The following is a 13,830-nucleotide window of genomic DNA, read 5'->3' on the forward strand; positions in this document are numbered from 1 at the left end:
AGCCGTATATAGTCCTACAATTACTGTTCAATGTTGTCAAAAAATCGTATCAAGTATATCAACTCGCTGAAAATCAAGAAGTACAGGCAGCTTCACGAAGCCTTCATTGTAGAAGGTGCCAAAAGCGTACTGGAATTGTTTGAATCCGACTTTGAAATCGAGTTTGTACTGGTAACACAGGAATTTCAGCAAAAATACTCAAGTATTTTATCCCGGCATAACGCGGCCATCGAAACGGTCACTGCCCAGGAGCTGGAAGGGCTGGGATCTTTCCAGACCAACGATTCTTGTCTGGCTGTCGCTAGAACGAAGGAAAATGTGTTTTTGTCTGCTGCACCAGGTGAATATATGCTTATGCTCGACGACGTTCGCGACCCGGGCAACCTTGGTACCATCATACGCGTCGCCGATTGGTACGGCATTACCAGGATCGTCTGCTCGCGCGACACCACCGATGTTTACAATCCCAAAGTGATTGCCGCAGCCAAAGGCTCATTTACACGTGTGAACCTCTATTACACGGATTTGATCCAGTATTTTGAAGAAATAAATGGAGCAGATCAGCGGATCATCGGGGCATTTCTGGGAGGCGATTCGCTGTACGAGTTTGCATATCCTGCCAATGGAGGGATTATTGTCATGGGCAATGAATCCAATGGTATCAGCGAAGAGGTCGGTCAATTCGTAACCGATAAAATCATGATACCGAGGTTCGGAGCGGCCGAGTCGCTGAATGTCGGTATCGCAACGGCCGTTATGCTGGATAACATGCGTAGACAGGTGCCGCTTTAAGCCAACTACTCATGCGCGGCGTGGTGCGAAAGCTCCTCCGCGTACTCTTTGCCTAAGTAATTGTCGATGAAATAGTGAGCGACATACAAAAGCGGCGTCAGCAGGATCGCTACTACACCTTTATACAGGTAATTAATCGTTCCGACCGAAAACACCAGCTTCAAATCCCAGTTTCCGAAAACATAGAACGCGATCCCGATTACCACAAAGCTGTCGATAAGTTGTGAGAACATCGTGGAACCGGTCGCCCGAAGCCAAATGAAACGACCACCTGTTTTTCGGCGAAGCCAGGAGAATACCAGGATATCCAATAATTGCCCAAGCAAAAAGGCGGTGATCGAGCCGATCATAATGCCTAGTCCCTGGTTAAAGATTTTGGAGAACGCATCATTGATATTGAACGTGTTACCCTGGCTATCGGTGTTGTTGAGGTCCAACCAGAACTGAGCCGGAGGGAGTTGGGTAGCTCCGTAAATGATCATGAAGGTGTAAACGATCAATGCGGAAGTTAAATAGGAGATCCTTTTAACGCCCTTCCGACCAAAATATTCATTGATAATGTCGGAGGTGATGAAAACCACCGGCCAGCTGATCACCCCCGCCGTCATATTGAAATCAAGCTTTTGGCCACCGATCGGTAGCTGGGCTGGCGCGATGCCCAAAAGAGTTTCCACTGAAAATATCTTACCGCCGATGATCTCCGCGATGAGCGCGTTGGTGAGAAAGATACCGCAAAGGAGGAGGAACAGCCGTTGGCGTTTAGCCTCCTGAATGGTTCTGTCGGGTATGGTCATCGGGCGATATCTACTTTCAGTGGAGGTTTAGGTTATCTTTTACTTATGCAATAATGTCTTCAACCGTACGGGTCGACATGATGCGGCGGTTGGTCAGGAAGAATTCCAGTTTGTCCATCGCCTGGTTCAGTTCGTCGACCGTGGGCAGGAACACGATGCGGAAATGTGGCGCCAGGTGATAATTAAATCCGGTCCCGCCCACTACCAGCACTTTTTGGTCGGCCAGCAGCTCGTAAACGAATTGATCGTCGGCTTTGAAACCGAACTTTTTCAGGTCGATTTTTGGAAAGACATACAAGGAACCCTTGGGTTTTACACAGGTAATGCCCGGAATAGACGTCAGCCTGTCGTAAACGAGGTTCATCTGCTTATACAAACGCCCGGTGGGAACAACGTGCTCTTTGATACTCTGGTACCCGCCCAGTGCCGTCTGGATCGCGTATTGCGTAGGCACGTTCGCGCACAGGCGCATGCTTGCAAGCAGGAGCAGGCCTTCCGCGTATGATTTGGCTTTTTGCTTAGCGCCGCTGAGGATCATCCACCCGCCGCGGAAACCAGCCGAACGGTAGTTTTTCGACAACCCGCCGTATGACACGCAAAGCGTATCTGTCACGAAAGAGCCCATTGGATAATGCGTAGCCCCGTCGTAAAGGATTTTGTCGTAGATCTCGTCTGAAAAAACGATCAGGCCATGTTCTTCCGCCATACGTGCAATACGCGCAAGTACTTCTTTATCGTAAACTGCACCTGTCGGGTTGTTCGGATTAATGATCACAATCCCCTTCGTACGTGAAGTGATTTTCTTTTCCAGATCATCCAGATCGGGATTCCAATCGGCTTCTTCGTCACATATATAATGTACCGGTGTGCCCCCACTAAGCGAGATCGCCGCCGTCCACAATGGATAGTCGGGAGAAGGGACCAGTATCTCGTCGCCAGGGTTGAGCAATGCCTGCATAGACAGCAGGATTAGCTCGCTTACACCGTTACCAATAAAAATGTCATTGATTTCAACATCTTGAATACCAATTGTTTGTGTATAGTGCATGATCGCCTTGCGCGCCGCGAACAAGCCACGTGAATCCGAATAGCCTTGCGCATTGCGGATGTTCATGATAATGTCGTGGACGATCTCGTCGGGCGAATCGAAACCGAACGGTGCGGGGTTACCGATGTTCAGGTTATGGATTTTGTAGCCCTGGCTTTCAAGCTCTAAAGCTTTCTGGTAGGTAGCTCCGCGGATCTCGTATTTAAGATGATTCAGGCGGTCGCTTTTTAGAAATTCCATTTTTTCAAGAGTTGGATAACCCTCAAAGTTAAAGAAAATCAAATGACACGACGACAGAAGGCCATTGTTTTGAAGACTTGGACAGGATTTTTTGCAAAAAAAGTTCAGCCACACGAACCGCGTGGCTGAAAATGCACTATCGGGAAACTTGTAATTTATCTTGCTCTCTGGAATTTCCATTCTTCCTCCCAGGTCGTGCGGATGTGTGGAGGGGCGGTCACAACACTAGGTTGCAGCATCCAATAGCTGATTTTGATGGTTTTAGTACTCGTATCGTAGGTATTTATTCCCGTAGGGTTGAGCTGTGCCGAACGGGTATTGGCGGCCGGTTGGCCATAGAAGTTCCTGACGCTGATGATCTTGTTTGTCTCAGGGTCAAATTCAACAACCGGTGAAAAGGTGCCGTAGCCACTTATACCTGTTCCCGTCCAGATCGGAACATAGGCTGCTCCGCCCCAATTAATGTGGTCTGTCACGACGCATTCGGTAGCGGATATGGTTTCGAGCGTGTATTCCACTTTTTTACCAACCGTGTAAAGTCCTGCAAATGCCGCGTTGGACGCATCGGACATTTTGCCTGTTACGGTATACACGCCGTCATATTTGTTTTTCGCATTGACATTCAGGAGGATCGTTCCAAAATTTCCGCTTATCGTGCCGCTTGACGCCGACTGGATTTGTATCGGAAGAACATAGCTTTTGCTGAAATCGAATGACGAGCTTTTGAATTTCAGTTTCGCGACCGCAGTCCGCTGTCCTTTGGGTATGACTACAGACGGCACGAGGGTGTAAAGGTGTTCGTCAATCAGGTCATAATCTTTGTGTTGCTCGGTATTATATTGGCTCAAAGCCGCAGTATCGATGCCGAGTTTCACGGAAATGTCTTCGGGTGCAAGGTGCGCGCCTGAGTAGCTGACGGTAACAGCATATTCATTCTCATCTGCAAGGTCGAAGGCTTTTGTGTATAAAGCGTACCTGCTTCCGGCAGGTGAAACAAAGCTGGAAGGGTTCTTGAATTCGATGACATTGGTAGAATTGGCCGGGTCCAGCGTCATTTCATCATTCAGGCAGGAGCTAAACATGCTAACAAGGCAGATTAGCATCATCCATTTTACTATTTCTTTCATATTTCGGTATCAGTTTGGGTCCCAGAATATCAGGTCTGAAAACTGGTTTACGGATTTATAATTAGTTGCGTTGTACGATTGTTCTGATGAAGGGTACAGAATGCGTGAAGGCAGCTTGTCGGGCCGTGTGGAACTGGAAAGCAACGACGAAATATTGTGGTAGGCATCACCCTTTGGATCACTGGCGGGGTAACCGGTCCGTCTAAACTCATTCCATGCTTCATCGGAATTGATCATGTTCAGCGCGATGTATTTTTGCGTGATAATGGCTTCTAGCTTTTCCGCCGTGGTTTTAGCGAGTGATATGTTCACGAGATAGCTATCTGGATTGTCTTTTTTGTAAGTTTCTACGTCAGCGTTCACATCGTTTGTCACGGCAACAGCGTTGGTTACTTCCTTATAGAGAAACCGGAACGAGGCTTTGATTCCTTCATTGAAACTTTCGGCCGGATCGCCCGTGAGAAAGCCTTTCAGTCGGGCTTCGGCTTGCAGGAAATGCGACTCTGCCAGGAGCATTAACGGCTGGCCCTGGGAAGGGCCTTTCATAATGCCAAGCGAATTGCTAATGCTGGATGCACTGCCAAATGTACCGGTATACCAAGTGGGGTAGTTTGTGATTACGGTAGGGGCGTCCACTTCGTTGCCAAGCTGATTAACGGGAGTGTTGGTTTCGAAATTTTTATAAATAACACCGCCTCGACCATTGTCCGTCAGTTTCTGGCCTTTGTAAAATGCGAAAGCGAACTTGGTGGCCGTGCGCGACGAATTGGATAGCGTGCCGACGATGGAGTAGGCCCAACTATTCCAAAGGGGGGTGGGCTTGTCTTTAACGTAGCCGGGATTGACTATGGCATCATCAGAAATGAAGCCAATACTCATGTCCATGCTTTTGAGACCTTTTTGCGAAAAGTCAGCGAGTGCCGGTACGGATGATATCCGTATCAACATCCGTAATTTGAGCGTGTTAGCAAACTGTTTCCATTTCGTCATGTTGCCGCCAAATAGCGGATCAGACGACGCATTTAGATTCTTCGGATATTTTGCATTGGTAATAACAGCAATAGCGCCATCCAGTTTTGAGATCAGATCCTGATATATGCTGGCTGCGTTGTCATATTTGGGCGTCAGGTTGCCATTATTCTTTAATGCTTCCGAATAGGGGATGTCGTTGAACGCGTCCACCAGCCGTTGGTAGCTTAATGCCGTCATGATAGTTGCTGCGGCATTCGCGTAGGCCAGTTCGTCGATCCCGGCGGTTTGTTCGATTACATATTGATAATCCTGCAAATTGTCATAGGTGTTCATCCACATAAGATTGTAGTCGCCCGGAACGAGCTGGTAATTAAAAAGGTTACCAAAGCCCGAAAAGCCGCCTGCATTGGCTACGTATCCGCCAAAATGCCCGCCATAGGAATTGAATGCGTTTGCAACTGTTGCGGATGCGGTGATGGCTTGCGGCAGCACCAGCGATGCTGAGGCGCTTGTCGCGAGATTGGGGTTTTCGTTAATGTCCAGGTAATTGTCGCAGGACGCGCAACCCACGAGCGTTGCCGCAAGGAGGTAGTTTTTAAATAGTTGGAACATCGGCTTGGATTTAGAATGTGAATGAAACGGTTGCGCCGAAATACCGGGCTGGCGGTGTCTGTGCCAGGTTGGTGAAGCCAACTGCATTGCTTTCCACTCCGTTCTGGCTATATTCCGGATCGGTGTACAAATTGGATTTGGGCACCCATATAAACAGGTTTCTTCCCTGCACGCTTACCGTTACACCGTGTATGAACCTGGTTTTGCCCAGTAACGACGCTGGAAGATCGTAGCGCAGGGATGCTTCGCGGAGTTTCCAGAATCCGGCTGAATTAGCATAGTTCTCACCGATACCTCTGTTTTTTGTCGCATCAGTCCAGAAATCCGCTCCACCGCTTCTCGTTGTGATGTTCGTATTGGCAATGTATTGACCGTCGGCAGTTTTGTAGGATGAATTAGGTATTACAAACCGGTCGCGATTATACCAGGCGGTGCGAATTCCGGCCCCCGAAAAGTCATAACCGGTTGAAATAGCATTGTATATATAGTGTCCGTTGCGGTATTCGAACAGGAGATTCAGTTTGAGCTTCTTGAATTTAATCGTCCCCGTCAGACCAAGAATGTGTGGTGGATTGGTAATCCCAACATCATGAAAAGTACCGTTGGTTGAAGGGTATCCGGTTACCGGATCGACAATAATGCGGTTTTCAGGGTCGCGGGTATAGCGGGTCGTTTGAAGCAGTGGAAAAGGGGAGCCAACCTTCGCGATGATCCGTGCGGTATTACCGTCGCTAGCCAAAGTCATCTGATCCGATTGCTTCGATAACGATATTACTTTGTTGCGGTTAAAGGTATAGTTTGCTGATAATGCTACTCCAAACCCATTGGACGTTTTAATGGGTGTGATATTGAAATAGCTTTCCAGTCCATTGTTGACCACTTCTCCAACATTGGTCGTAAGTGTCTGATAACCGGTTGCGGAGGAAATGATTACGGATATGGTCTGGTTGACAGTATTTGTTTTGTAAAAGGTCAAGCCGCCTGAAATTGCGAGCGGTGCCAGTTCGAAATCGAAGCCGGCTTCTTCGCCAATGGTCATTTCCGGTTTAATGTCTGCCGCGACAAGATTGTTGTCCAGCGTAAAACCTGCGCCGCTGGAATAAGGATACCCGGAAGCCTGTGAGAATGTGCTGCTTAATGAGTAGGCGCCGAGATTGAACATATTCCCCAAGTTCACCTGACCGACTTTCGAGTATCCACCGCGTAGTTTTAGTGTTTGTAGAAAACCCGACTGTCCAAGGACTGGTATCGCATCGGTCGCAATGAAAGAAATGTCAGCGGATGGATAGAAGAAGGATCGGTTGCTTTTGGAAAGAACAGATCGCCAGTCGTTTCTGCCGGTTACATGCAGATAAATAAATTCTTTGAATCCAAGCCTTGCCTCCCCATATACGCCAATTTGCCGCGTCCTGAAATTCTGCTCGTTGGCCATTGGGTTGCTTAGGCTATTACCGATGTTATATAAATCATTGACAACCAGTCCGGTGGCAGAGATAAAGATGTTTTTGTTGCTATTTTCCCGAACGGTCGTGCCAATAGCCGAACTAAAACTGAGATTTGGGAAGAGGTTAGTCTTAAATTCAGCTATGAAATCGTTGACAAGCTGGTTTGTGAATGCGCTGAAGTCCCCCACATTTCCAGGAATATCGGTTTTGGAGCTACCCGAAATGCTTTTTGTATAATCTGAATAGGTGAATTTTCCTGTATGTGTTTTGCCGGAGTAGTTTTTTGTCGTTATGCCTGTCCTATATGTAACCGTCAACGAGCGGATGGGATGCCACTTCAATTCCAGGTTGCCTTGAAAATAGTCGTATCTTGATACACTCCGATTATTGGCAAGCGTGAAATAAGGATTTGTGAAATATTCATTGAAGTAGCCATTAGGATTGGCAAATGGATTGTTTTGCCAGTCTTTGTATTGCGTGACATCCACGTGTGATGGCGACATCAAAAGGTTTTGATAAGCGGTTGCTGTCGCGTTGCTGACATCACTTCGTGTAGCCAGGAAATTTGTATTGAAAGATGCGGTGAGGTTTTGATAAATATGGCGGCTACTGTTTGCTCTGGCACTGTAGCGCTTGAAAACTTCGTATGGGACCGTCGAATGCTGGTTTGAATATTGGGCGGAGAGGTAATAAGTGCCTTTTTCATCGCCCGAAGAAATGCTCAGGTCTGTTTGATTCGTTAAACCGGTTTCCCAGAAGTCCTCCCTTGAATTCCCCGCCAAATAGGGCACGTTTTGAATGGATCCATCTTGCAGCGGCTTGCCTATATTGACGACTGAACCATCGAATGCAGGGCCAAATTGCTGATTTTCATAAGGGGTGTACGTCGGTACGTCGTCAGGGGTAGTACCTGATCCAAAACCTGATTGCAGCTTGGGAAGAAAGGCAACTTTTTCAACAATGGCGCTGTGTGCCAGCCGTATCTCCGTCTTGCCGGACTTCCCCTTTTTTGTCGTGACAATCAAGGCGCCGTTTGAAGCGTCAGATCCGTATAAAGCCGCCGCACCTGCACCATTGAGAACCTGGATGTCGTCGATATCCTCGGGATTCATGTTTGCGAGTATATCGTTTGTCGAAATCATATTGTCTATAATAACCAATGCCTGATTGTTGCCCGTGAGTGACCTATTGCCCCTCAATACCAGCCTGAATGCCGGATTGACCCCACTGCTCACGCCCGATACCAGCAAGCCAGGGACTCTACCTGCCAAACTGGAAGCAACACTGGTAGGCCTGCCCTGGGTTAGCTCTTGTGATTTGAGTGTTGTCGACTGGCTCCCCAATTCACGTCGTTGGGCCGTAAGACCACCTGCCGTAATAACCACCTCGTTCAAGGATAATTCGTCGGGCTCCATTTTGACATTAAGCATGCTGGACGCAGAGGAAATTTTAATGCTCTGGTTCTGAAAACCTACAAAAGAAAATAGTAGTGTCTGGCCTGGAAGAGCCTGTATGGCATATTCGCCTTTTTCATCCGTGAGCGTTCCGGACTGGCTTCCGGCAATTCTGACTGTCACACCCGGGAGCGAGGAACTGTCGGCTTTTGATATGACTTTGCCGGTTATTTCCCTGGTTTGAGCATGAACGGCGTGGGAGATCAATAGGCCAACCGCCAGAAGTAGTAGTTGTCGTTTCATCAAAGTCAGGTTTGTAGGTGGAAGGGCTTTCGAAAAACCTTATGACTCTGAATTTACAATCATTGAATGCGAATATCGGACATGTATCCAGCCTCCGGCAGGGCTGGACTTTTAACCGGTATACTATCTCTGAAGGGGTTTTGATTAATACAAAAACAGAAAGGCGGACCGAAGCCCGCCTTTCTGCATATTCCTGGTTGGATATCAGAATTTATCCCACCATAATTTGGTCGTAGCGAGGTCGCCGCCGATAGCATCTGCCGCAGCGCTGCGGTTAGCACCGTTGAGGGTTTGTTCGTTGATCGGATAGATCATACGAACAGGGATCGCTAGCCCTGCCGGTGCATTACCACCGGTTGGAGGAGAAAGTTTTGGAGCATCAAGTCTTCTCCATTCGATCCAAGACTCCCAGCCACGGTTGTACAGAGCGATCCATTTCTGGAAGCCAATTTTGTCCTTGTAGGTACCGGGAGCAGTGGCGTAGGCTATTTTCGGCTGTGCCAGATAAGTAGTTGCTTCCGCCGCAGTTCCACCCCAGTAGACGATCGAAGCCGTCACCGCATTGTTATAGTAGCTAGCTGCACTGCCGGTGATAAATCCCCTTTCGACAGCTTCTGCCAACAGGAACTGAACTTCCGAATAATCCAGGAACAGACCCTCGAGAGTAGGAGCTATCACTTTGTCGGAAACGTGCGAGAAGTTGGTGTATGCATTGGCAAATCCATAGTTCCCACCAACATAAGCACCATTTTGCAACGTGAAGAAATCATCTCTTCGTGGATCGCTAAACTCGTTCATTGGGTTAACCAATGTCGCAGCGGGAATGAAATCCTGACGCGTTGTGAACAAGATGTTCAGGTTAGCCGAAGTCGGGTTTTGGTTTGGAGGGGTCGCGATGTAAGGGAAAGCAGCTTTGTCCGCAATTGACGTGAATACATTCGGAGCAGCAGCAGCAACCAGTGCTTTTGCCTTGGCCTCGTCTGAATCTGCAATAATCATGGCCAGTTTCAGTTTCAGCGAGTTTCCGAATTTCAACCATTTGCTCATGTCGCCATTGTAAATCACGTCGCCACCGCCGGCGAAACCGCTTGTGGTAGTGGTGATGGTAGGCAACACGGCATCCAGGCGTGTTAGCAGCGCATCGTACACAGTTTTTGCGTCGTCATACTTTGGAAGCGGGTTTTCCGGGTTCATCGACTCGGTGTAAGGGATATTTCCGAAAGTGTTTACCAACGCAGCCCAGCTCATGATCTCCATGATTTCGATAGAGGCTAGTTGATTAGCCTTCATTTTCGCTTCGAGGAGGTTGTCCGAATTCAGTAGTCTTTTGGACTCGTTCAGATCGGAGATAACGTCGCGGTAGATCGCTTGCCAGAAACCTTGCGGGATCGTACGCGCTGTTACGTTGTAGCGCGGTTCATCCAGGTAAGTAGTGGTTGACCAGTGCTGTACGTATAAACGGTAGTTGTTCAAGTTAACGCTCGGCGTCGTGACGATATCCGCCAAGCCTTTCAGCGCGTTGGTGAAAAGGGTGACCGGGGGGACCACAGTAGCCTTCTTTTCGTTGATGTTGTAGTCATCCAGGCTGTCTACGCAGGATGTCATTAACACGATTGGTAGTATAAATGGAATTAATTTTTTCATATCGATGATTAGAAGCGGAATCTTACGTTGAAACCATAGTTTTTAACTGCGGGATAAGCACCCGTCTGGTAGCCGCCTGCACCTGCCAGCAAGCCTGAGCCAAGGCCTTCTTCCGGATCGGCGTACTTCATGTTTTTGTGGATAATCCAAAGGTTGCGTCCGATCAATGAAAGATCGATTTCTTTGAATGCTCTCAGTTTGCCTACGATAGATTGCGGTAGAGCGAATGTGAGGGATACTTCTCTCAGTTTCACGTAGCTACCATCGTAAATGTACATTGCTCTCGGAGGGTTTGCAGGATAACCGTACGCGGTGTTTCCGTTACCATCGCTATTGGCTGCATACACCGTGTTAGGAGAGCCGTCTGCTTGTACTCCAGGGAACAACACGCCACCACCGTTCGCAACAGGGTCACGTTTTGGATTACCTTTGTCGTTCAGGCCGGCAGTTTCGGGATACATACCGGTTCCTTCTCCGTACCATTGGTCAAGTGACCAGATATCACCACCATGGCGCACGTCGATCAAAAAGCTCAATGCGATCCCTTTGTATTTCAATGTGTTGCTCAAACCACCAATCCAGTCCGGGTTAGGGTCACCGATGATCTCAGCTGAGCTGGAAGAAGCCTGGTACATACCGTTGGCTTTCACAATTTTCTGTCCGTTTTCGTGGTAAACGAAGTTGGTACCGCGGATCAGACCAAAAGGCAGACCTTCAATAGAGCCGTCTGAATTTTTCTTGAATGCAGCATTCAATGTCACACCACCTTGCAATGAAGCGATCTGAACATTTTGTACGTCTCCGTAAAGTGAAACGACCTTGTTACGGTTTCTTGCGAAGTTTGCGTTGATTGTCCACTCGAAGTCTCCTGTACGGATCGGTGTAATGAATGCGGAAATTTCAACCCCCTGGTTTTGGACCTCTCCGGAGTTTACATAACGCTGTGTGTAGCCGGTCGCGGCAGTCACGTCAACAGGGATGATCTGGTCGAGTGTGCGAGATTTATAATAAGTTACGTCAAATCCGAGACGCTCCTGCAGAAAGCCCATTTGAAGGGTCAACTCGACGTTTTTGGTTCTCTCCGATTTCAGGTTTGAGTTGTTCTTAATATTTGGAAGCGAGAAATAGGGGATAGAGCCCAGCGCGGTAGGTTTGTCGTAAATATCCATTACTGCACCAAATGGCGCATCGTTTCCTACCTCGGCATAGTTGGCACTAATCTTACCTGTACTCATCCAGTTGGCGTTCGCTTTCAGGCCTGGAAGTTCAGAGAAAACAAAGTTTGCACCTACCGATGGGTAAAAGTAGGTATTGTTGTTCAACGGCAGGGTTGTCGACTTGTCCTGACGGGCAGTCAGCTCGAGATTTACCAATTCTTTAAAGCCGAATGAAGCCTGCGCATACAAGCCGTCCACACCAATGCGGCGATAGATTTCGGTAGGAGGTTCTATCGGGTTTTTAGAGTTTTCGAGAGAGAACAAACCTGGAACTACCAAGCCGCCGTTTGTGCTGGCGCGGATCGACGTTTCTTTCGATCTTCTCATGCTTCCACCTACCAAACCGTTAAAATGGATGTCCTTGGTAATGTTTTTTCTGAAGTTGAAAATCAGGTCGAGATTGGTTTCGTTAAATGAGCGGTTGTAGCGGATGTACTGGCCGGGAGCCTGGCTACCCACAGCAATGCGTTCCTCCTGCATGTCCGAGGTTCCGTTGTACCCGAAACGTCCAGTAAAGTCAACCCAGGGAGCGATTTTGTATGTAGCAGTCGTGTATCCAAAGAAGTTGTCACGGCTGTCGTTCGAGAAGTTCTCGTAACGTGACCAGTATGGGTTGTCCGCGTAGATCGGGTAGTTGGTTGCAAATGGTCTGTTCGGGTAAGCCCAGTTCCAGGTAACGTTTTGTTTGTTGCGGAAATAGGAGTCTCTCAGTTCAAGAACATCTACGTTGGTCTGGAACCACTGGCGGAATGCCTGGTTAGGGTTTTTGCCGCTGTAACCAGTTCCGAAACGGCCCAGGCCTTTTACCTGTGAGTAGTTCACATTTGCGCCGACAGTCAGTTTTTTGTTCAGGTCGTAAGTCGCCGAGAGGTTGAAAAGGTTTTTGCCGATTTTACTATTTGGCAGCACGCCTTTTTCATCGTTGCGTGAATAACCGATTTTGAAGGTGGAGTTGTCGCTGCCACCTGTGATATTGATGCTTTGCAGCGAATTTACCCCGGTTTGGTAAAACTTATCGGGGCCGTTTTGAGCGCCAACCCAGGGACGAGCCTGTTGATAGTAAGGCGAAGAAGGATCAATGGCGTTCCATTGATATACTAACAGGTTTGGATCGAATTTGGGGCCGAATGAGGCGTCCGCATCAAATGCTGCCACAGGATGTTCTCCTGATCCTAGGTCTGACGGATCGTAGAAGTCGGTTGCACCGCCATAACCTGCACCATATTCCTTTTGGTATTTCACGTAAGTAGATTTGTCGATCCTACCCCATGTAACACCGCTGTTGACGGTTACATCGAAGCTATTTTTACGTCCCTGCTTAGTTTTGATCAGGATTACGCCGTTGGCAGCGCGCGATCCGTAAAGTGCAGTTGCCGCGGCGCCTTTCAATACAGTGATTTCCGCGATATTGTCCGGGTTAATGTCCGCAGCAGCGTTGCCGTAGTCGGTTCCGGTTCTGCCGGTTTGCTGATCGTTGGTGTTAGTGTTTGCATTGGAAACCGGAATTCCATCGATCACATACAGGGCCTGGTTGTTACCAGTGATAGATTTGTAGCCACGGATAATGGTGCTCGTAGAACCGCCCATTGTATTGCTGGCTTTGATCTGCAAACCCGCTACCTTACCGGCAAGCGCATTCATCATGTTGGGGTTCCGGCCCTTTGTTAATTGTTCTGCCGTCACTTGTTGCGCAGCATACACAAGTTCATTTCGTTTTTTCTCCTGACCAAGCGCGGTCACGACCACTTCCTGCAGCTGACTGACATCACTTTTCAGCACAACGTCCACCACTGACTGTCGGTTTACAACTACCTCTTGTGTTTGAAAGCCGATAAAACTGAATACTAACGTGGCACCGGAATTCGCTGAAATAGTATACTCGCCCTTTGAATCGGACGTAGTACCGCGAGTAGTACCTTTCAAAGAAATGTTAACGCCCGGAAGTATCGAGCCGTCGTCTGCGGTGACCTTGCCGGTCACGGCGAGATCTTGGGCATGCAGCTGCGACATTAATAGCAGCAGACACCCCATTAAGGAGCATAAAGTCTTCCTCATAAATTAGTTTTAAAGTTAGGTTTGTTATGTAAACATACTGTTGCAAAAATAACTATTAGTTTAACCATTACAACCATTTCATTGCGAAACTTCAAAATTTACTTTGGCGAGACGGGGACATTGGGAGAATTTTCTATGTAGAAATCGTGATTTTTTGCAATTTTTTCAAATGTGGTAATTTTTCAAA

At 48.0% G+C, this 13,830-nt stretch carries 8 protein-coding genes; 1 reads left to right on the forward strand and 7 read right to left on the reverse strand.

The window, feature by feature from the left end; translation table 11 throughout:
• The first annotated feature begins 30 nt into the window (after window positions 1-30).
• The gene (locus AAHB90_RS01795; protein ID WP_342083189.1) at window positions 31-792 is read left to right on the forward strand and encodes a TrmH family RNA methyltransferase; all 762 of its coding nucleotides are present in this window, start codon (window positions 31-33) and stop codon (window positions 790-792) included.
• 5 nt (window positions 793-797) lie between these two features.
• On the opposite strand, the gene AAHB90_RS01800 is transcribed toward AAHB90_RS01795, so the two are convergent.
• The 7 genes from AAHB90_RS01800 to AAHB90_RS01830 form a co-directional block, all read right to left on the reverse strand.
• The gene (locus tag AAHB90_RS01800) at window positions 798-1,586 is read right to left on the reverse strand and encodes a queuosine precursor transporter (RefSeq protein ID WP_342083190.1); all 789 of its coding nucleotides are present in this window, start codon (window positions 1,584-1,586) and stop codon (window positions 798-800) included.
• 43 nt (window positions 1,587-1,629) lie between these two features.
• The gene (locus tag AAHB90_RS01805; RefSeq protein ID WP_342083191.1) at window positions 1,630-2,874 is read right to left on the reverse strand and encodes a pyridoxal phosphate-dependent aminotransferase; all 1,245 of its coding nucleotides are present in this window, start codon (window positions 2,872-2,874) and stop codon (window positions 1,630-1,632) included.
• Window positions 2,875-3,029: 155 nt separating this feature from the next.
• Complete coding sequence (locus AAHB90_RS01810; protein ID WP_342083192.1) at window positions 3,030-4,001, reverse strand: DUF1735 domain-containing protein; 972 nt, start codon at window positions 3,999-4,001, stop codon at window positions 3,030-3,032.
• Window positions 4,002-4,010: 9 nt separating this feature from the next.
• Window positions 4,011-5,585, reverse strand: coding sequence for a SusD/RagB family nutrient-binding outer membrane lipoprotein (locus tag AAHB90_RS01815; protein ID WP_342083193.1), 1,575 nt, complete (start codon window positions 5,583-5,585; stop codon window positions 4,011-4,013).
• A 10-nt stretch (window positions 5,586-5,595) separates the two neighbouring features.
• Window positions 5,596-8,727, reverse strand: a complete 3,132-nt coding sequence (locus tag AAHB90_RS01820; RefSeq protein WP_342083194.1) for a SusC/RagA family TonB-linked outer membrane protein — start codon at window positions 8,725-8,727, stop codon at window positions 5,596-5,598.
• A 204-nt stretch (window positions 8,728-8,931) separates the two neighbouring features.
• Window positions 8,932-10,332: a SusD/RagB family nutrient-binding outer membrane lipoprotein gene (locus tag AAHB90_RS01825; RefSeq protein WP_342083195.1), complete on the reverse strand. Its 1,401-nt coding sequence runs from the start codon at window positions 10,330-10,332 to the stop codon at window positions 8,932-8,934.
• A 47-nt stretch (window positions 10,333-10,379) separates the two neighbouring features.
• Window positions 10,380-13,643, reverse strand: a complete 3,264-nt coding sequence (locus AAHB90_RS01830; protein WP_342083196.1) for a SusC/RagA family TonB-linked outer membrane protein — start codon at window positions 13,641-13,643, stop codon at window positions 10,380-10,382.
• Between the last annotated feature and the right edge of the window lie 187 nt (window positions 13,644-13,830).

The sequence above is a fragment of the Dyadobacter sp. OTU695 genome, from assembly GCF_038440355.1.
Classification (GTDB): Bacteria; Bacteroidota; Bacteroidia; order Cytophagales; family Spirosomataceae; genus Dyadobacter.

Coding starts and splice junctions, on each gene's coding strand:
- AAHB90_RS01795 (WP_342083189.1), top strand. CDS start 31: ATGTTGTCAAAAAATCGTATCAAGTATATCAACTCGCTGAAAATCAAG.
- AAHB90_RS01800 (WP_342083190.1), bottom strand. CDS start 1,586: ATGACCATACCCGACAGAACCATTCAGGAGGCTAAACGCCAACGGCTG.
- AAHB90_RS01805 (WP_342083191.1), bottom strand. CDS start 2,874: ATGGAATTTCTAAAAAGCGACCGCCTGAATCATCTTAAATACGAGATC.
- AAHB90_RS01810 (WP_342083192.1), bottom strand. CDS start 4,001: ATGAAAGAAATAGTAAAATGGATGATGCTAATCTGCCTTGTTAGCATG.
- AAHB90_RS01815 (WP_342083193.1), bottom strand. CDS start 5,585: ATGTTCCAACTATTTAAAAACTACCTCCTTGCGGCAACGCTCGTGGGT.
- AAHB90_RS01820 (WP_342083194.1), bottom strand. CDS start 8,727: ATGAAACGACAACTACTACTTCTGGCGGTTGGCCTATTGATCTCCCAC.
- AAHB90_RS01825 (WP_342083195.1), bottom strand. CDS start 10,332: ATGACATCCTGCGTAGACAGCCTGGATGACTACAACATCAACGAAAAG.
- AAHB90_RS01830 (WP_342083196.1), bottom strand. CDS start 13,643: ATGAGGAAGACTTTATGCTCCTTAATGGGGTGTCTGCTGCTATTAATG.